Origin of the sequence: Halovenus rubra, assembly GCF_026586665.1 — an archaeon.
GTDB classification, from domain to species: domain Archaea; phylum Halobacteriota; class Halobacteria; order Halobacteriales; family Haloarculaceae; genus Halovenus; species Halovenus rubra.
The window spans coordinates 1-18,464 of sequence record NZ_JAODIY010000011.1; the positions used below are offsets into that span (position 1 = coordinate 1).

At 52.3% G+C, this 18,464-nt stretch carries 20 protein-coding genes, 2 tRNA genes and 1 pseudogene; 13 read left to right on the top strand and 10 right to left on the bottom strand.

Translation table 11 applies throughout. The features are described from left to right. The first annotated feature begins 323 nt into the window (after nucleotides 1–323). Nucleotides 324–1,046 carry a universal stress protein gene (locus tag N5098_RS10835; RefSeq protein WP_267637891.1) on the top strand — a complete coding sequence of 241 codons (723 nt, stop codon included), beginning with the start codon at nucleotides 324–326 and terminating at the stop codon, nucleotides 1,044–1,046. A 450-nt stretch (nucleotides 1,047–1,496) separates the two neighbouring features. Here the strand turns inward: N5098_RS10835 and N5098_RS10840 are convergent, their stop codons facing one another. Beyond that, on the bottom strand, nucleotides 1,497–2,585 hold the full coding sequence (locus N5098_RS10840) for a phosphotransferase family protein (RefSeq protein ID WP_267637892.1): 1,089 nt from the start codon (nucleotides 2,583–2,585) through the stop codon (nucleotides 1,497–1,499). Nucleotides 2,586–2,933: 348 nt separating this feature from the next. Here N5098_RS10840 and N5098_RS10845 point away from each other — a divergent pair. Next, nucleotides 2,934–3,622, top strand: a pseudogene (locus tag N5098_RS10845) (IS6 family transposase). A gap of 40 nt (nucleotides 3,623–3,662) precedes the next feature. Here the strand turns inward: N5098_RS10845 and N5098_RS10850 are convergent. Both N5098_RS10850 and N5098_RS10855 read right to left on the bottom strand, forming a co-directional pair. Further along, nucleotides 3,663–3,841, bottom strand: a tRNA-Trp gene (locus N5098_RS10850). Nucleotides 3,842–4,013: 172 nt separating this feature from the next. Continuing rightward, nucleotides 4,014–4,244 carry a DUF5795 family protein gene (locus tag N5098_RS10855; protein ID WP_267637893.1) on the bottom strand — a complete coding sequence of 77 codons (231 nt, stop codon included), beginning with the start codon at nucleotides 4,242–4,244 and terminating at the stop codon, nucleotides 4,014–4,016. A gap of 148 nt (nucleotides 4,245–4,392) precedes the next feature. Here N5098_RS10855 and N5098_RS10860 point away from each other — a divergent pair, with 148 nt between their 5' ends. The 3 genes from N5098_RS10860 (at nucleotide 4,393) to N5098_RS10870 (ending at nucleotide 6,415) form a co-directional block, all read left to right on the top strand. Next, on the top strand, nucleotides 4,393–5,637 hold the full coding sequence (locus N5098_RS10860; protein ID WP_267637894.1) for a hypothetical protein: 1,245 nt from the start codon (nucleotides 4,393–4,395) through the stop codon (nucleotides 5,635–5,637). An 89-nt stretch (nucleotides 5,638–5,726) separates the two neighbouring features. Further along, entirely contained in the window at nucleotides 5,727–6,071 is a 345-nt protein-coding gene (locus N5098_RS10865; RefSeq protein ID WP_267637895.1) for an ArsR/SmtB family transcription factor, read from the top strand. A 2-nt stretch (nucleotides 6,072–6,073) separates the two neighbouring features. Further along, nucleotides 6,074–6,415: a hypothetical protein gene (locus tag N5098_RS10870; RefSeq protein WP_267637896.1), complete on the top strand. Its 342-nt coding sequence runs from the start codon at nucleotides 6,074–6,076 to the stop codon at nucleotides 6,413–6,415. A 42-nt stretch (nucleotides 6,416–6,457) separates the two neighbouring features. Here N5098_RS10870 and N5098_RS10875 read toward each other — a convergent pair whose 3' ends face one another. Together N5098_RS10875 and N5098_RS10880 are read right to left on the bottom strand one after the other, a co-directional pair. Continuing rightward, nucleotides 6,458–7,453, bottom strand: coding sequence for a DUF5794 domain-containing protein (locus tag N5098_RS10875; protein WP_267637897.1), 996 nt, complete (start codon nucleotides 7,451–7,453; stop codon nucleotides 6,458–6,460). Nucleotides 7,454–7,459: 6 nt separating this feature from the next. Then, nucleotides 7,460–7,723 carry a hypothetical protein gene (locus N5098_RS10880; protein WP_267637898.1) on the bottom strand — a complete coding sequence of 88 codons (264 nt, stop codon included), beginning with the start codon at nucleotides 7,721–7,723 and terminating at the stop codon, nucleotides 7,460–7,462. A gap of 148 nt (nucleotides 7,724–7,871) precedes the next feature. Here N5098_RS10880 and guaB point away from each other — a divergent pair, with 148 nt between their 5' ends. Both guaB and N5098_RS10890 read left to right on the top strand, forming a co-directional pair. Beyond that, nucleotides 7,872–9,362: an IMP dehydrogenase gene (guaB, locus tag N5098_RS10885; RefSeq protein ID WP_267637899.1), complete on the top strand. Its 1,491-nt coding sequence runs from the start codon at nucleotides 7,872–7,874 to the stop codon at nucleotides 9,360–9,362. A gap of 121 nt (nucleotides 9,363–9,483) precedes the next feature. Then, entirely contained in the window at nucleotides 9,484–9,921 is a 438-nt protein-coding gene (locus N5098_RS10890; protein WP_267637900.1) for a GNAT family N-acetyltransferase, read from the top strand. On the opposite strand, the gene N5098_RS10895 is transcribed toward N5098_RS10890, so the two are convergent. Continuing rightward, nucleotides 9,896–10,774, bottom strand: a complete 879-nt coding sequence (locus tag N5098_RS10895) for a UbiA family prenyltransferase (protein WP_267637901.1) — start codon at nucleotides 10,772–10,774, stop codon at nucleotides 9,896–9,898. The two genes, N5098_RS10890 and N5098_RS10895, sit on opposite strands and share 26 nt — an antisense overlap. A gap of 448 nt (nucleotides 10,775–11,222) precedes the next feature. Between N5098_RS10895 and N5098_RS10900 the strand changes: the two genes are divergently transcribed. Next, entirely contained in the window at nucleotides 11,223–12,089 is an 867-nt protein-coding gene (locus tag N5098_RS10900; RefSeq protein WP_267637902.1) for a tyrosine-type recombinase/integrase, read from the top strand. A 437-nt stretch (nucleotides 12,090–12,526) separates the two neighbouring features. On the opposite strand, the gene N5098_RS10905 is transcribed toward N5098_RS10900, so the two are convergent. Then, on the bottom strand, nucleotides 12,527–12,949 hold the full coding sequence (locus tag N5098_RS10905; protein ID WP_267637903.1) for a calponin homology domain-containing protein: 423 nt from the start codon (nucleotides 12,947–12,949) through the stop codon (nucleotides 12,527–12,529). Between the two features lie 474 nt (nucleotides 12,950–13,423). Then, a complete protein-coding gene (locus tag N5098_RS10910) occupies nucleotides 13,424–14,014 on the bottom strand; it encodes a hypothetical protein (protein WP_267637904.1) in 591 nt (196 codons plus the stop codon). Nucleotides 14,015–14,232: 218 nt separating this feature from the next. On the opposite strand from N5098_RS10910, the gene N5098_RS10915 reads away from it, so the two are divergent. Genes N5098_RS10915 through N5098_RS17605 form a run of 3 tightly spaced genes read left to right on the top strand, consistent with a single transcriptional unit; the run spans nucleotide 14,233 to nucleotide 15,085 of the window. Continuing rightward, nucleotides 14,233–14,493 (top strand): PH domain-containing protein, encoded by a 261-nt coding sequence (locus N5098_RS10915; RefSeq protein ID WP_267637905.1) that lies wholly within the window; start codon nucleotides 14,233–14,235, stop codon nucleotides 14,491–14,493. Nucleotides 14,494–14,516: 23 nt separating this feature from the next. Next, entirely contained in the window at nucleotides 14,517–14,765 is a 249-nt protein-coding gene (locus N5098_RS10920) for a hypothetical protein (protein ID WP_267637906.1), read from the top strand. Next, nucleotides 14,762–15,085, top strand: coding sequence for a DUF2085 domain-containing protein (locus N5098_RS17605; RefSeq protein WP_368408018.1), 324 nt, complete (start codon nucleotides 14,762–14,764; stop codon nucleotides 15,083–15,085). The genes N5098_RS10920 and N5098_RS17605 overlap by 4 nt, the downstream gene beginning before the upstream one ends. A 239-nt stretch (nucleotides 15,086–15,324) precedes the next feature. Here the strand turns inward: N5098_RS17605 and N5098_RS10925 are convergent. Continuing rightward, nucleotides 15,325–15,398, bottom strand: a tRNA-Lys gene (locus N5098_RS10925). Nucleotides 15,399–15,517: 119 nt separating this feature from the next. Here N5098_RS10925 and N5098_RS10930 point away from each other — a divergent pair. Further along, nucleotides 15,518–16,342, top strand: coding sequence for a mechanosensitive ion channel family protein (locus N5098_RS10930; protein WP_267637907.1), 825 nt, complete (start codon nucleotides 15,518–15,520; stop codon nucleotides 16,340–16,342). 505 nt (nucleotides 16,343–16,847) lie between these two features. On the opposite strand, the gene N5098_RS10935 is transcribed toward N5098_RS10930, so the two are convergent. After that, on the bottom strand, nucleotides 16,848–17,222 hold the full coding sequence (locus N5098_RS10935) for a hypothetical protein (protein WP_267637908.1): 375 nt from the start codon (nucleotides 17,220–17,222) through the stop codon (nucleotides 16,848–16,850). Between the two features lie 164 nt (nucleotides 17,223–17,386). Here N5098_RS10935 and N5098_RS10940 point away from each other — a divergent pair, with 164 nt between their 5' ends. Then, on the top strand, nucleotides 17,387–18,109 hold the full coding sequence (locus N5098_RS10940) for a DUF7978 family protein (RefSeq protein ID WP_267637909.1): 723 nt from the start codon (nucleotides 17,387–17,389) through the stop codon (nucleotides 18,107–18,109). Nucleotides 18,110–18,464 lie beyond the last annotated feature (355 nt).

The following is an 18,464-nucleotide window of genomic DNA, read 5'->3' on the forward strand; positions in this document are numbered from 1 at the left end:
GGTGGGGGTGGGGGTGGGGTGGGGTGGAGGGATAGAACCGGAGAAGATTTATGCGTCCAAACTGGCTGAATCAGTCTCCGGTACTAAACTCAAACATGCGGAGACATATAAGATAGAAGCTGGGTTTCAGCTCGTGAAACACCGACAGATTAGAGCGACTGGTCGAAAAGCACTTATCAACCCCCGCAACAGCCCAAGAGTGCTAGTAAGTGTGAATAAGTTGGTGACATTCCGACACGCCACCGGACGAGTACAGCAATCAGACCATACCTGCACTTATCAGCAACTATAATCCTCAGTAGGGTGTACAGTCGATACTGTTCATGTCTCGACCAACAATACTGATTCCTGTCGCGTTTCCCGACCCTGCCCCGTACCCGTTGGCCGATATGCATCTGGAGGGCCTGTCAAGCTTTGAGATCGTCCTGTCCGGCTACTGGGAAGTTCCCAGCCAGCTCCCAGTGACAGAGGCGCGGGAGGCACACAAAACCGAGGCAGACGCTGTACTCTACGAGATGGCTACACACTTCAGTCGTGCGGGTGCACCGACCGAAATACAGTTACAGTTCGGTCGGCCCGGTGCTCCCAAACGGACCCATCAGACACGTCTCGCGAGGGAGATAGACGCTGACGGTGTTCTATTGGCGGCCGAACTGCCACCAGTCAGTAACATACTGGTTCCACTTCGTGATAGTCGACGCCAAACAGAGATTGTTGAGTTCGTGAGTAAGTTTCACTCCTCCGACCTCTTTGCCCTAGAACTGTACCACGTGACAGCCGACGAAACAGGCACTGAGCAAGCCAGAGAGATGCTCCAAACAGTCGAGGAAACACTTCTCTCTCGTGGGTTCTCGGAGGCAGATATTGAGATAACAGTCGAAAGCGCGAACGATCCGACCGCCGCGATTGCGGCAACCGCTCGCGACCACAATCTGGTTGTTATGGGAGAAACGGAACAACCAAACACCGAGGGCCAACTATTCGGTCCGGTCTGTTCGAGTATCGCCGACACTGCCGACCGCCCGATCGTTGTCGTTCGAAAGTAGCTGTCAGTGGTGTGCTCTCCTCACACTATCACGGTAGCCCACCGCCACCGAATCATAACAGTGCAACTGCACGAAGCTAGTGAGAAATAGTACTCAGGTTGTTGCTGGGCTCTGCACAGCAATTTGTTACGCTACTGTAGTGAGATTCGCGTTGCTTGTGCTATGTTCTCGTCGACAACCGCGGGTGCGTCTGTCGACGTTAGATGCTCAACAAGGGGCGAGAATAGAGAGAAGCTAACCGGGGTGCTTCCAAATGCTGGGTCTGGGATGATGAAAGAAAAGCAACTGCTGGCGTAACTATAAGTTGCTGGATTAATCAGATGTGAGTTCTTCTCCGAATTGCCGGACAGAGATTGAGTCCACAAAAAGCATACCGTACCGTAGCATTGTTTATCGGCTGATAGAACCATTCACACTGACTTAGTGCGATTATTTTCCTACGCACCCTCATCAGAGTGTGTGGTCTCCGCACGCGATACTCTCAGCGATGAGCAGCAGGTACTCGATGTTCGGTTCCCACTGCCCGGCCGAGCCGGACTGGAGTTGCTCTCGGTAGATATCCGCCCAGATTGCCGCGAGGTCGAAGGCGGCCAGCGTCCGGTAGAACCGGTCGTGCACAAAGGTGATACCAGTTTCAGCCTGGTAGCGCTCGACCAGCTCCCGACGTGTCGGGCTTCCTGGCTTTGTCGTGTAGGGCGCGATGCAAGGGGCATCATCGCCAGTCAGCTCTTCGGTGACTTCCGCTTGGGGGTGTCTCGCTGCAATCTCTTCGACTGGTGGTGTCGGGTCCGCCTCGTCGCGCCACCGGAGCAACAGATACCCGAGTTCAGTTCGCGGGTCGCCAAGCCACGTCGTCTCCCAGTCGATGACGCCACCCACTTGTGGTCTGTCTCCACCGACGAACAGGATGTTTCCCGGCCGAAAGTCACCGTGGCAGACCGCAGTCGTTGAATCCTCAGGGATGTTATCACGAAGCCACTCGGCCACTTCCCAGACTGCAGGGGGTTCGTGGCCAGTTTCTCTAGTGGCTGCTTCCATCCGGTTGATCACTTCCTCAACCTGGTCTCGGAGCGATTTCCGCTCACACACGTCACTGAAAGGCGCAGTATCGAGGTTGTGGAGGTCGGCAAGCGTCTCGACAACAGCTTCGCCAAATTGCTGTCGAGCGGCTGGGTATCGGAACCGGTCGGGCAGTAACGAACCGAGTGCTACTGCTTCCCCCTCGACGTAGGTCGTTATCAGAAACGGGTCCCCAAGTATCGTGTTGCCGTCACCGACAGCCACCGGTTTGGGGGCTGGAACTGGCGTGTGGTGGAGGTGCTCCAAAACGCCGTACTCCCGATGAACATCAAGAAAGCCATCGGAATTTCGGAACTTGTTCGGCCGCCGGAGGACGTAGGCGTCGTCCTTGGCTGCTGTGTCGATTCCGAGTGAGAGATTGAGGCCGTCGTGGAGTACTGTAACATCAACAACGTCCTCGCCAAGTGTTATCGACAAGTCAGATATAAGAACACCGACATCACATTCTACGGCGTCCATACGGTCCCAAACAAGAGAGGTGATATAAACACTGTCGTTCGGTTTTGAAATGACTGCTTGACCGATAGATACTGACGCAGTATGAACCTAGCAGGGCGGACACCAAGCGGTTGGCCAAAGTCCACGGGATAGAGCGCGTCCTCGGCGTCCAGTCGTTTTTCATCTTGCTTTTTGATCTCTACTGGAAGGAGTAGTGGGCTTTCGATATGATCAACTGATTCGGAAATTAAGAATATAATAAGCGTTGCTGGTGGAATGTTCGGTACGGATCCAGAACGACCAGCGTCTGCCCAGAAGACGGTATTTAGTTAAGCGTAAAACGTGAGGCGTGGAAATTTCTTGGTGTCCATGCCAGAAATCACGCGACTCAGTGGCAATAACGACTTGATTGATCTGGATTTTGTGGAGCGCGAGCGAACACCCCAGCAGGCGATGAATCTTGGTATTCAGATGTATCGTGCTGGACTATCGCTTTCGAATACCATCTCTGTACTTGCTGAATTGGGTATCCAACGCTCTTGAAAAGCCGTCCATGATTGGGTCCAGAAAGCCACTCTACAGCCCGGTGGCGGGACAGCTCCGAATCAGGTTGCGCTTGACGGGAGTGTGATTCGCATCACCGATCAGCAATACTGGTTGTACGCTGCCGTCGATCCCGAGACAAACAAATTTCTCCATATCCGTCTCTGTTCCACATATACTACCGGAGTAACCGAAAGATGTCTCCATGAACTCCGCGAGAAACATGACGTTGATGACGTCCCGAGAACTGCTCGCAGTTCTCGTGGGCTCACAAGACACGTCTTGCGAACGCCGTGTTTCTCGTCGATGACGCCAACTGGCTCCAAACAGCACTCCAACGACACGGCCTCGATTTCAGATACGACCGTCACGAAAATCGGAACAGCATTGAACGTGTTTTCCGAGAAGCAAAGCGACGAACCTCTTCATTTTCAAGCTGTTTTAGTCACGTCGAACCAGAGACCGCAGAAACGTGGTTACAAGCCTTCGCCCACTGGCACAATGCTGCTAACTAAACACTACTCATAAAGCCTACCGAAACCTTTAAAATCGGAATGGGCTCGGAGGGATTTGAACCCCCGATCGGCTGATATCTCCGGTATACAGTGCCTCGGTACCCCAGAGGGTCATCAGCGCGGGCGGTGATCAGCCGGCCGCTCAGTATATCAGGGGTGTCGTCACCGAGCACGTAAGCCTCTGGAGTCAGCCGCCTTCCCGGACTAGGCCACGAGCCCTCATGCACCCGTTGGACGATTCCCCGTAAATGGATTTCGATTGCCGGTCGGGAGAAAAGACATTCACCGGCTAGCTGCTGGGGCAAACCGGACGCTGTCAACGAATGCATACGCTCCCGTAGAGACACCAGGAAGCAACAGCCCAAAAGGCAGTACCGACGAAGTTGACCGGCTACTCGTCGCGGTCGGTCTCGCTCCACTCACACTCTTGGCATTTCCACCCGGTCACAAACGCCAGTGCTGATGGCATGTATCCGACAGTGAGCACGTCGCTGCCACATTCGGGACAGTCGCGGTCGGCGTCTTCGATAGGCTCTGCATCCATCACATCCGACCCTTCGATGAGCTCCGCCAGACGTTCGGGCGTAACCATTCGGCCCTGCACAACACGGTTCGTTCCCATATTGAGGTGCTGGCGCTCATTCCTCCTAAGACTTCGTGTTTCAGTGGGGTATCCCCGACTGGGTGTATAAATATTTTTTCCCACCTTTCAGAAGTGTTCGGGGTATATTTCCATTATAAGCATCAAGAGACTGTAGCGGAAGGCACTGATGTCAGGAGACACACCAACAGCCACACGACGAACGCTCATTTCTGGGGCCGCAGCCTTAGTTACCACAGCAGTGTCCGGGTCCACTGCGGGCTGTTTGAGTCTGCTACCTCCGGTTGGACAGGAAGTTCGGTACGGCCGCGTCGATACACCAACACCAATCGACACCGAGCCAGCATACCGAGAATGGATTCCTGTACAGGCCGAGCTACCGGCAGGTGAAGACCAACCGGATGTGCAAGACTTGGTCTGGGTCTCAGTAACTCCAGGCGAACTCGGTAGAGAAGCCATCGGTGCTGAGTTTAGAGTCGGTGCGGATGTAGCTATGTCCCCGCTGGATTATTTCGGGTACGCTTTCCAACACTACGACTACGTCCACGGACTCGGCGGCCTCGGCACAGTCGCCGAGGGAGATATCGAGACGGAAACGGTCACCAGTACGCTACAGAATAGCGGCTACAGTCACAACGGGACATACCACGGGTGGGAGTTGTTCGACCGAACAGATATACCCCGGACCGTCGCCGTTTCCAAGAGAGCAATCGTCCAGAGCTATGGCAATGAGCGGCGACCAATCATCGAAACGGTGCTTGATGCTGGCGATGGTCGTATCGCCCGGCATCACGAACAGGACAAGGTATTTGAGACATTCTCGGACTGGGTCGGGTCATCTCCGACAATACTAGAAGCGTTTGGATCCAGTTTTCCTGATTTTGAACCCAGCGAATCAGCGCTCGCCTACAACTTCGACGATGATGCAGCCTACTTCATCTATCACCAACAGTATGCTCACGGAGAGACACCGACAAAAGGCGAGATTCAAGAGGCACTGGAGAAATCAACTGAGCGGGCAATGCAAGCGTGGGCCGTCGATATCGAAATCGATGGGACACAGGTTGCCATTCAGATGCGGGTTGAAGAAGATGAGTTCCAAGATGACGCTGCCGAGGACCGGGCACCGTACCTGACGTGGGGTGTCGACGACCGTGCCGCGACCGTGACCATTCGTCACGAAGCAGGTGACACGATTCCGGTCGATCAAGTCGATATCGAACCGCAAAACGCTCTCGTCGATAAACCGGAGCCTGGGACACTGCTCGAACCTGGTGATGAATTGGAGTTTACAACCGCCAAATTCCCCGAGAGCGAGGATGACATTTCGGTATTTTATAACTACGCCGAGAACAGTAGTAATAGTATCGCGTTGCTCCATTATGAACCAAATGAGCTTGAGAGCGACGCGTGACGACTATGCTTTGCAGGTACGGTGATCTGGAACAAAACAATGTCTTGCAGACGCAGCCAGGGAGGCACAAACAGACCAAGGGGCACACCGTGAGTGATAACACAGAGCTGTCGACAGTAGTTGGCCTGCTTGACGATGAGTATGCACGACAGATACTACAAGCGACGAGTATCGACAGGCTATCAAAGACAGAGCTCGCCGAGGAGTGTGATGTGTCGGCACCGACCGTCTCCCGACGAATCGACCGCCTCGAATCTGTTGGCCTCGTCGAGGAGGAAACGCGCCTGCGCTCGGACGGCCATCATGACACAGTCTACGTGGCCACACTCGACAGGTTCGAAATACAACTGCGTGATGGTGAGTTCGAATACGACCTCCAGTGTATAGAACGTGACCTGAGTGATGAACTCGAACGCCTCTGGAGCAAGTTTTGATCATGAAATACATACCAGCTTCCACGATAGCACAGCTTCTCCCTGCCCGGACAATAGAAATCGTGACGCTCGCGTTTGCTGGCGGCTCCGCAGTCGTTGGCCTGTTTATCACATTTCTTGCAATCCGGGCACTCCGTCGCCACCAGAGCCGACAGATGCTCCTGTTGTCTGTCGGGATGGTGTTGCTCTTTGGAGCGGCCTATCTGGTTGCGATGGTCGGAACAGTGCTCATCCATGTCCGTGTGCTTACGCTCCCACAACAGAACTATGTCCGTCTGTTAGTACGGGCCCTCCAGTTCGTTGGCCTTGTGGCTATTGCTTCCTCGCTCGTATTGCGAGAATGAGATCCAAACCGCAACGTACGACCAACATCGGACTGGCGACACTCACAGCCAAGGAGGCCGGTCTTGGCCTGGGTTGGTTCCCGTGGTTGGGTCGGGGGTCTCGCTGTTGTTACATGTTGGCTCTGGCGACTGTTCTCTCCCGTCAGAAATCGGGGCCAGTGGGTATTCAGACAGGTCTGATTCGGTACCCCTTTGAGCAGAAGAGGAGGTGCGTTGCTTACCACTAGAAGTATCGGTGCGTGTCCCGGCGGGGCCGTCATGGTCAGTCATTTGCGTCTCGAATCCCGGATCGGGCGCGTCAGTTGGCTCACTGGTCGGGTCGAACGCGAGCAAGGCAGTGATACCGAGCACCAACAGCGCGACTGGAGCGTCAGATGGCAGATATCCAACAATCGAGACCGCTAACACACCGAGTGCAACTGCACTTCCAAACCGGAACCGGTCGAGTTCAACCACGTCTCTGAGCCATGGACTCGTCGCTGCAAGCACGAGTCCGAATGCGACGCCGACGCTCGCGGCGGCCATCGCGCGGGCAATGAGTTCCAGATCAGTCTGAACCACGAACGTCGCCTCACTTGGCGAGACAGTTGCGAGAAAGCCAAGTGCAATAACTAGGGCCGGACTGGGAAGGTACTCGGCAATCTGAGCGCTGGCGGTCGCTGCCGCAACCCCTAAGATGACGAGTGCTGCAAATCGCTCGAAAGTTGCCATGTCGATTGCGCTCTCGATAGTCGGTGCAAGTGTTGCTTGGATTCCGGCCCCTGCAATGACCACACTCCCGATGGCGAGAATAACCGCCATCGACTCTTTAGGCGGGCCGTCCATCTCTGCAAGGATAACGGCGACCATCGCGCTGCCGCCGAAAACCAAGAGACCGACTTCAACAATACCAAAAAGGCTGTCAAGCGCGCCGCCGAGGACGACTGCAACGAAGACGCCATCGACAAGTGGCAGACACAGGACAACCGCGAGCAGGCGGGTTGAGTCGCTTACCCACCGCTCAATGGAAAGGGCACGTGGATGCTGTGAGTTGCTCATGCGGTATTAATGCTGTGGCCGTTCACCCGTTGGCCGTGGGTACTCACGTTCGGAGCCATACTGCCGTCGTCTCCCTGCTTTGTTTGGCATGATTTGCCCAATAATAGCGTTGGCTCCATCTGACCGGGCGGCCCACGAACGTGTGTGACGACAACAGCCTGTCCGCATAGCTGTATTGAAGAGTCCCATGGCTCGTACGTTGGTCTGGTCATCGGAACCGATGACTGCTTCACGAGCGCTACTGACGGCAGTGGGAACTCCATACATCATACATGTTTTTTCGAGGCCGCGATTAATAGCCTTGTGTGAGATGCGTGGACACACTGCTCTGCCGTTGAGAGTGTCGTTATGCGTTGTTTTGGAATATCCGACAAGCCAAACTCGCAATGTTTTTCAGCCGGTGGGCTAGACGGTTGACATGGCGAACGATATCGACCATTTCTCGGAGAAACTGCAGGTACCGGAGGCACTGACGTTCGACGATGTGTTACTTAAGCCAAAGCAAAGCAACATCGAGCCGGATGAAGCCGGGACCACGACACAGGTTTCGACAAATGTCTCGCTTACTGTTCCTGTGCTCTCGGCAGCGATGGATACCGTGACTGAAAGCGGAATGGGGATTGCTATGGCCCGACACGGCGGTCTCGGAGTCCTTCACCGAAACATGGGGCTTGACCAGATGGTCGAAGAGATCGAGCGGGTCAAGAGCGCTGACGAACTCATCATTCCACTTGATGACGTGGTAACCGTCGACCCAGAGACGAGCGTCCGTGAAGCAGACAACAGAATGGCCAAGGAAGGTGTCGGCGGCGCACCGGTCATCAATACAAACGGCGAAGTTCAGGGCATTATCTCCTCGACTGACGTGCGACCACATCTCGAAGTCGACGAGAACGACCCCGTAACGAAGGCAATGACTGACGAAGTCATCACTGCACCACAGGATATCGACGCCCGCGAGGCGTTTGACCTGATGTACGAACATAAGATTGAGCGTGTTCCGGTCGTCGACGACGAGAATCTGCTCGTCGGCTTGGTCACGATGCAGGGTATTCTCCAGCGCAGAGAGTTTGACGAAGCAGTGCGCGACGAGAACGGCAAACTGCGCATCGGTGTCGCAGTCGGTCCCTTCGAAAAAGAACGAGCCGAGGCCGCCGACGAAGCGGGTGCTGACATGCTGTTTATTGACTGTGCACACGCGCACAACGAGAGCGTCATAGAAAGTGCCCGCGACATCAAACAGCGTGTCGAGGCCGACGTAATTGTTGGAAACATCGGCACACGCGAGGCCGCCGAAGATGTAGTTGACTTTGCCGACGGCGTAAAGGTCGGCATTGGACCGGGTTCAATCTGTACAACTCGTGTCGTCACGGGCGCAGGGATGCCCCAGATTACCGCTATTGCACAGGTAGCCGATGTAGCCAGCAAACACAACGTTCCGGTCATTGCCGACGGTGGCATCCGGTACTCCGGTGACGCTATTAAGGCAATTGCCGCCGGAGCCGACGCAGTGATGCTGGGCTCGTACTTCGCTGGCACCGACGAGGCTCCCGGCCGAGTCATTACGATGAACGGTAAGAAGTACAAACAGTACCGCGGTATGGGCAGTGTCGGCGCAATGCAATCAGGTGGCGGCGACCGCTATCTCAAAGACACCGACGAAGACGATGACTACGTTCCCGAAGGTGTCGAGGCCGCAACGCCATACAAGGGAACAGTACAGTCGGAACTGAACCAACTCGTCGGCGGGATGCAGTCAGGCATGGGATATGTCGGTGCTGAGACCATCCCAGAGTTTAAACAGCGGGCCGAGTTTGTCCGCGTTTCCGCAGCTGGGCAACAAGAGAGTCACCCCCACGACGTCGTCATCACTGACGAAGCACCAAACTACAAACCGAACAGCGACTAAGTCGATTTTCGGAGCGGGGACCCGGGTAGGTTCGTGCTGTGCAGGCAGATAGTGAAACGACAGTTCTCTGGGTTAGTCTCAGTCGAAACACACAGATTATAGGCCGACAAACGACCTGTTGATGAGTGAGTATGAAATCCGTCGGATACCGGGGGACGGTGAGTTATCTGACGCGTACGATGTGCGCCGGGACGTGTTTATCCAGGAACAAAACGTATCCGAGGCCGAAGAGTGGGACGGTAACGACGAGGATGCAGTGCATTATGTCGTCTACAACGACGGCTACCCAATCGGCACTGCACGGGTTCGTATTCCCGAAGCCCACCTTGCGAAAATTGAGCGGGTTGCGGTCCGGAAGCAGTACCGACAAGCGGGAATCGGACAGTTGTTGATGGAAACACTCGAAACAGAGGTCCGTGACCAGAATGCAACGGAGGTTCTCCTCCACGCACAGACGGCCGTCAAGCAGTTCTACGAGAAACTCGGGTATATGGCTACCAGTGACCACTTCAATGAGGCAGGTATTTCACACGTCAAGATGACAAAACGCCTCGACTGAGAAGCTCCTGTGCGAGCAACAGCAGTGCGAGCACGATGTGTTCGGCGTCGATAACAAAGCCATAGAAAAGGGGCCCTTTGTCTGTCGTCGCGACGAAACAGTAGCCAATCATATAGGCTGTATAGAGACACAAGAGGAGATAAACAGGACGGAGAACCTCAATTAGAACCAGTACAACAACCAGAAGTGAGATAATCACGGTGGCGAACGTCGAGAGTTGGCGTGTAACTGCTGGTCCATACAGGACGGGCAGTGTCGCAATACCGGCCTCACTGTCTCCTTCGATATCTTTGATGTCGAACACCGCTGCTGCAATTGTAAGCGTCGCTGTAATGAACCCAGTCATGAACAGGATATCAGTGGTCCAGAGAACGTCGTAGTAGACACCAACACCCGCGGGGATGAGTCCCCAAGAGAAACCGACCAAGAGATTCTTCACCAGCAGGACTCTCTTTAACCCTACTACGGAGTATAGCACCGCGACAAGCAGGGGGATGACCATTGCAGGTGCACCAGAAATCGATTGCTGGATTGCGAGACTGGTCGCGAGGAAGTAAAGAAGGCCACCGATAGCCAGCAGCCCTTTGCCATACTGTTCAACGAACGAGGCCCGTTTCGGGATGTTTTGTTTGTCCTCAGTAAAGTCCGAGATTCGGTTGTACGAGTAAACGAACATCGCCGCTGCAAAGACAATAAACAAGGGAAGCGAGTCAATCGATAGCTCGGCCAGAATAATCGTCGAGACGGCGACACTGGTTGCAGAGACCGAAATAAGGATATTCGAGTGAACAAGCGTCTCAATCAGAGACAAGAAAGCGTCCGGGATATCTTCGAAGCCAATATCAGTTCCCATTGGGTGTAGCTCGTAGCGTTGTACCGTTGGATACGTGCCTACAAAAAAGACATCACAGGACACAGGATCAACAATAAAAGAGAGAAACACCAGCGACAGTCCATTGACGCGTCACGTTGGTTCCTTGCAAAACAGGACGACACTCACTGTCTCGTTATTAGTTGACAGACCGTTGTACGGGCCGGGCGCGATTTGAACGACACGACCTCCCTCCGGCGGTTTCACCGCCTCCGGGAACCGCAGATGCGGATACCTGAGGGTCGCTGTTGGTGGACTGAGCGCAAGACCCACCATGACGACTAACCTCAAACCACTCGAACCGCAAGAAGCGAAGGACTGGTATCTCGAAAACCGCCGTGGCGAACTTGCCGATGCTACCTATCGAGCGCACAAGTACTGACTCTCTCCATTCGTTGAATGGTGCAACGGCGAAGGAAACGTGAGCAATATGAACGACCTCAGTGGTCGGTACTTCCACCAGTACAAGAAATGGCGACGGGAGAAAGGTGACTGCAACAAGGTCACGATGGCGACGCAACTGAGTACACTCAAAGTCTTCATCAACTTCTGCGAGAGCATTGACGCCGTCCAGCCTGGACTGTCCGATTACATCGACCCTCCGACGATGAAGAACAAGGAGGACGTGAACGACGACTACATAGACACCGACACCGCGCAGGCCATCATCGAATACCAGCGGAACTTCAACTACTCTCAACGCGAACACGTCATCTTCGAGCTACTGTGGCACACCGGGATGAGGAATGGCGCGCTCCGGGCTATCGACCTTGGCGACTACAACAACGAGGAACGAACTCTCGAAGTGCATCACCGTCCGGACGAAGAAACTCCGCTAAAGAACGGGAAAGAAGGCGAACGTGTCGTCTCTCTCAAGCCGAAAGTCAACCAGATTGTGCAGGACTACATCGACCATCATCGCTTCGCCAAAACGGACGAGTTTGGACGTAAACCGTTACTGACGACACGCCAAGGCCGTATCTCAAAGACCTCTATCCGAAGCAACTGCTATCGAGCTACCCGACCCTGCGATTATGGACTGGACTGCCCACACGGCCGAGACCCCCAAAACTGTGATGCGGCAAATTCCTATCACGCCGCCTCGAAGTGTCCATCATCCCATGCTTCCCATTCACTGCGGAAAGGTGCAATTACCCACGCTCGCCGCAGTGAAATCCCCATTGAGGCAGTTTCTGAACGAATGGACGTGAGCGCAGACGTGTTGAAGAAGCATTACGACAAGCGCACGAAGAAGCAGGAGATGAAGAACCGCCGAGGATACTTCGACAATATCTGACCCATGGAGGGCAATAAACAAAGGGGCATCTTCCGTGTCAAGCTACCACAGTAGCAAGCCACCGCCCAGAATCACCAACCACCGGAGAATTCGCACTTTAGACCTACTTTCTCCGGAAGTTCCGATACATATCGTTGCTTATCTTCGGCGCTTAGACCTGTGAATAAGTAATAGCCACCAGACACTCGCCGTTGTCCACTCATATTGGAGCCGTCCGGATGTTCGGGTTTGTCACTGAGGAGCGCACGACTCCCGCGTCCTGTACCCGGAATGTAGGGAATCTCAATCTCATCCACAAGCCCCTCCTCCCCAATTAGGTAGTTCGCGAGCGAAGCCATTGCGTCAGATTGCACGTCCTCATACTGATGGCTGTAAGTACGTGAAGATTCGAACTTGGTATTTTCTAACAGCGAGGCTCTTGCCTGGCGAATCAGGAACTAGCGATTCAAAGAATTACAGCCACCAGTATCAGTCACTCGAAATACCTCTCCTCCATTTCGGGTGAGGCGAATCACATATTTCTCGTTTTCTAATTCGTCGTCACCCTTGGGTGACTCTCGAACAACAGTTGTCCGGTGTGCTTGTTCCTCCAAAGTCTCAATCAGGTCATCGACGAATCCTTTCGCCTCATCTTCGACCTGTTGTGATACCGCGTTTCCAGCTACTTCTGTAACCAAAGCCGTCACGTCTTCTGCGAGGTCTTCTTTGTTCCCTCGGAGTGATGCGACCGCGTCATGCACTGCCTGAATCTTCTCTGCAATTTGTCGGGACTCCCCAGAGTCAATGGACTTACGCGAAAGAGCCTTCGAGCAAGCAGGGGAGTTCCAGCACTGTCGTAAGAATTCCGTAGCGTAGCTCATAGTCATCTCAGACCTCTTACTTTCTACGTCTGACTACGTCGCAGGGGAAAATCGTAAAGTAACGTCTGCTAATTCCCCCTCCATGCAGAGAATCGTGTGGTTCGACTTCCAGAGTTGGTGTTTGACGGTCAGAACAAGCTGAGACGATAGGCAAGATGACTATGGACTATCAGACGGAATACCCTCATAGCGAAGACCTCGCGTAATGAGTCTCACCTAAGCCGTTCGTGAATCCATCTGTCTCACATCTGCTCGAAGTAAGGGACTGCCGTCTCGGCGGAGAGGAGTTTCCGTTTGATAGCACATAGTCATCTCAGCATGGCAATCCCCTGTCCCCTCAAAAAAATGAATTAGTTGGGTTGATGTGCGATTTCTCTACTGGTACGCTCTTATCTGAACAACTCAGCAGGGTCAGTCGTAATACACCTCATGTCCAGCGCAATAACAATGATTAGGGAAGGTAGATGGGGCATTTTACCTGAAAAGTTCGTAATCCAAAGTAACATCAACTCTGTCATTGTCGAAATTTGTAGGCGGAGATGTACGACCCTTATTAGTATTATCTATGACAAGACAGTACTCAGTGTCACCACTGAGTTGAACTTCATTATTTGCAGATAGGGTATCAAGTTCACTTCCCGCCGGATAGTATTCCCACTCTGTTCCATCTTCGAAATACCGGAAATTTGCACTGTCCATCAGTATCACATCAATTCTTATATCATTCTGAACTCTGGCGTTGTAGGATAGTGTCGCTGCCTGTCTCGGACTAAATTGCAAATATTGGTAATAATCCTCGTTCAAATCATATGTTTCCCTCCCTTGATTGAACAATTCACTCCTGGTACTATCGGAAGGAAAGTCATCTTCAATATCAGGAACACCATCCCCATCCGAATCCACAGGGGTATCTTCTCCATCAGAATTCCCGTTACCACCACTAAGACTACCGTCGTTTCCATCGTCATTATTCTCCCCTTCGGTACATCCTGCGAAGCCGCCTACCATACCCACCGAGATTCCTGCGAGAAACCGTCGTCGAGTCTTTCTCAGTTTATCACCCATGTTTACCCCATTATTTGGTTTATACTTAATATTAATCAAAGATGACATCTAAAATGTTCTTATAGAATTTTGATACTTATATCTTCCTTAACTTGCCTTAGTCTTATTAGTATACTATTTACTTTCTGTATTATAATGAGAACAGACACAAACTGCCAGTAGGCAAGGTGTCTTACAGCGGTAGATTCTTTAGTTGAGTGTGATAATTTCTCTTTTGTATGAGTAGAGGCCAGCTTGAAAGCTATCTCGCAAGTGATGAAGAACTATTACTCGTATTTATCGCGGAGAGCGTTGTTCAAGGTAAAGATGGCCAGAATGGCAATCACGATTTCTCTGAATCGGAATATACCTTCGGCGCCACAGACCGAAGAGTCGTCTATTTGACTGAGTCCGGGGGTTTCAAAGATATTGATTATCAGCATGTTAGTTCAATAGAGACCGAAGTGGAGGAAGACAATTCCGACCAAGGGACTGTTTAGCTGTGGGTGTCTGTGGGGGTGTCATGTTACTTGGAGGGTTGAGTGCACTCGGTGACGAGCCGGGTACTGCGTTAGGGGGGCTTCTTTTGGGAGCTGGTCTCTTGGCTCTTGGAGTGAAAATATTACAAGATGCAGAGACTACCGAGAAGCAGAAAATCAAGTTCATTACTGGCGACGAGGCCCACCAACAAATCGAAGTTACACTGGGTTCAGGCGTCGATGACAGCGTTGGCGCAGAACTGAGTCGAATTCTACGTGAGCAAAGGTCATGAAATTCGATTTATTGTTATGTCATGGTAAATCTGAGCGTTGTCTCAGCTACAGTGGTTACCAATTTCCTCTTTGTACTCGATGTACAGGCATCCTCATAGGATGCGTAATTGCACTTCTAATTGAGATAATTGTAGGATTGCCTCCCATCATTTTTCTCCCACTGTACATCCTCTTGGGATTTCCTGCAACAATTGATGGAATAACTCAACTAATGCGGAACAGAGAAAGCAATAACCAAACTCGTCTTATCACGGGCATAGTTGGTGCCTTAGGGTTTATGCTATTCTTCCGGACCCTCAGATTCTTACTAAGGCTCTGAATTACAAGTGCTATACTCATATTGAACGATTTATAGTGAATTACTTCAAGAACACAGTGGTATCTACGTCAGGCTAATATCGGCTAAGATGCAACCACAGGACAGCGCGCACCCCAAACACATACGAAACGAACTAACACCAAAATCCCGGTCATATCCGAACCTTATAGTGACTCTAACCCTTACAAAGAGACAGTTCAGCCGCTAACAGTCTGACTCTGTATCCATCGTTCAGAAAGCGGGCCGGGCGCGATTTGAACACGCGACCGACGGATTAAGAGTCCGTCGCTCTGCCAAACTGAGCTACCGGCCCCAAGCAATCAGTGTTTATCGTACGTGATTAATATACGTTTCTTTCCCAGGACAAGCAATACATACATTCGAAGAATTATTCGAAATGTTTATGATGAGGAGCTTCGATTCGGTTGATACATGGTTGTTTCTGACATGTTTGGAGGGGTAAAGGAACTAGTTTCGGCGTCAGTTGCCGGAACGGCAGCACCACAGTCAGGCGGCAAGAGCGTGGGCGACACACTTAGTGATACTATCGACGAGTCACTGAAAGAGCTGGTTGCCTACTTTCCGGAGATAGTCGTGGCGTTGGTATTTCTGGGAGCCGGGTATGTGATTGGAACGCGGCTTGGTCCGTTTGTCACGAGATTAGTATACCGATTCGGCGTTGACAGTACACTACAGGGGACGTGGGTTGGTGAGACCATTCAAGAGCCACGGAGCGATGGCGGTGTGAATCCAAGCGAGTCACCACAAAACCAGGCTGCTACAAGGCAGCCTCCTGCCCCACGGTACGGTCCAGTTGCCAACGCGGCAGGGGAAGCCGTTAAATACTATGTTATCCTGTTTGCGGCGTTTCTGGCGGCTGACCGGCTGGGGGTTTCGGAACTCAGTCAGTGGATTGAGGGGATTATTGACTATGCTCCGGGCTTTGTCGCTGGCGCGGCAGTCATCATCATCGGACTGGTGTTTGCCGAGTACGCTGCGCGACAGACCGGAAACTCAGAGTTGACCGACCGGAGTGAGTACGGCGTCTGGATTACTAGTTTGGTTCGAGGTGTCCTATCCGCCGTTGTGCTGATTATCGGCCTAGAGATGTTTGGCTTTGAAATAGAGATTGTGTATATCATCACTGAGGGCATCGTGTCGACGATTGGTGTCGGTCTCACGTTTGCTATCGCGGTGGCGCTGGGCGTAGCCGGTGGCCTCGCGGCCAAGGACTACTACGAAGAGAACATGGCCTGACCGGCCGACTATTGGGCCGTCCGGATGACAATATCACACCTCAAGGCAATTTTTTTAGCGGCTATACGTGTCAACCGGGCAGTGGAATCTGCCTCGTAGGCTACATGAGTCTGCTGAGCTAGGTACTGAACAATAAGTACGGGAAATTGTCTCACGATTGCCTCGATGTCTACCTATGCGATTCTCGGGTGTGGAAGCGGCGGGCACGTCGTCGCCGATGAACTCGTCTCCGAAAGAAAGGAGCTTCATGAGTCTGGTACAGACATCCGAAACCGTGTCCGACATTCGTGGGCGCTCAAGACGTATTCAATAAATGCTGAGTCGTGGTCAGTTGCTTTCCTTTTTCAAAAGGCTGCTCATTCTTGGGACGAACGTGACTGTAAATATAAAACCAGAGGGGGCAGAACGGTCTAGACTCTGAAATGAGAGCAGAAATACGCTATTCTTACCCAAATTAGCTATATCGGGCCAGACGTGTAACGGCCAAAACCAACGAAGTGGAGGCTTACGCGGGCTGCTCAGACACCCAGCGGATATGCAGAACCGTTGAAAGAATTCCCAGAACAATCAATCCCGAAACCACTAGCGACCCAGTCGGGACGTTAAGTACACCAATTACTGAACTAGCAGTCGTTATGAGCCAGCCAACGAGTGTCACAAACGTCCCAACATACATAGATTGGATAGGCGCTGTTGTGGTCGCGTCCGCTGACTTGCTCTCCGGGGCCCCCGTTTCAGACTCGTCGATCTCAAGTCCCTGTCGCATCAACTGCCGCATCGCTGAGGACTTGTTTTCGTAGTCTTCCTTGAACTCGTCCCACGCTTCTGCAATCTCACCCGAGTCGTCGATACGGGTCCCGATTTGCCGTTTCCGGGGCACAATAGATTGTACTCGTGTGGGTGATTTACCAGTTCCGTTTCTGTTAACAAATGATTTAGTCTTAATCATTCTTCCGTTACAGAGGGTCCAGCAGCCTACTGACAGGGTTAACGGTTGCTACAACCTTGCAAAGGTTTTATTCAGCCTGTACGCCAATTACGGATGTGACCCGCCTGTCGAAGCTCAGGAGCCCAGTTATACTCGGCCCAATTTTAGGTATCATCACGTTTGGTATCGGATATATCCTCACGTACGGGATGTCAGTAGCAAACGGACAGTCCGACGCCACTGATGTGGGGTGGGTTTATTACAATGCACATTTCGTCAATGTGGAAACGAAATCCATGGTCGATACAGGGTGGGCGACCGCTTTTCACGACCAACAGTTCAACGTATTAGTTCAACATCTCAGTGGAAGTTCCATCCCCAGTGGACAGTTGGTTACGCCTTCTGATTTTTTCGCGTCAACGCTGATTCCTGCGGGTAGCTATCTCGTAATTCCGGTGGTTGTATTGCTGTTTGCCGGGTTCTTCCTGGCTCGTATATCAGGTGCCAGGACTCCTCTCGAATCAGCGTTGACCGCAGGAACAATCGCAGTCGGAACGAGCATTGCTGCGGCTACCGGGACCGTCCTGTTTACCTATGAAAGCGAACTACTCGTTCAGCCGGCCCTGCTAGAAAGTGTGTTGATGGCTGGGTTGTTCTATCCTCTGGTAATCTGTCCTGTCGGTGGTGTACTAGCATCAGTTGTATCTTTCGAGGGTAGTTCAACAAGAGTGGCAGTTCTATCACGTATGAAGTTGTTTACAAGCATGGATGAGGGCAGTACCGAGACTGCTGTTCAGACTGCGACTGCACCCACTTCATCAACACACGCTGACGAATAAAATCTACGACACCACATATAATCAGTAATCTGATATTTTTCGGCAGCCGCGACGAAGGAACGGTTGGTGAGACGTAAACAAAAATAGTGACAGTCTGCGACCAGAGAGTCGTTTTTCTTCTGTACGCAACTGACTATGCACCCCCACGGACCCAGACCCATATTAGCAAGAAATCTACTCAGCAACCAGTTATATCGTTTGTTAACAGCGTGTTTCAGCCCAACAGAAGACAACACGAACAAGATAGCAAGGTCGTATCAGCGGTTTGTGCTGCAGCTAGTAGATCCTACCTACGAAAAACATCAAAGGTTCTGATATATTATATAAACCAAAATACGCCCGTTAGAGATTTTCT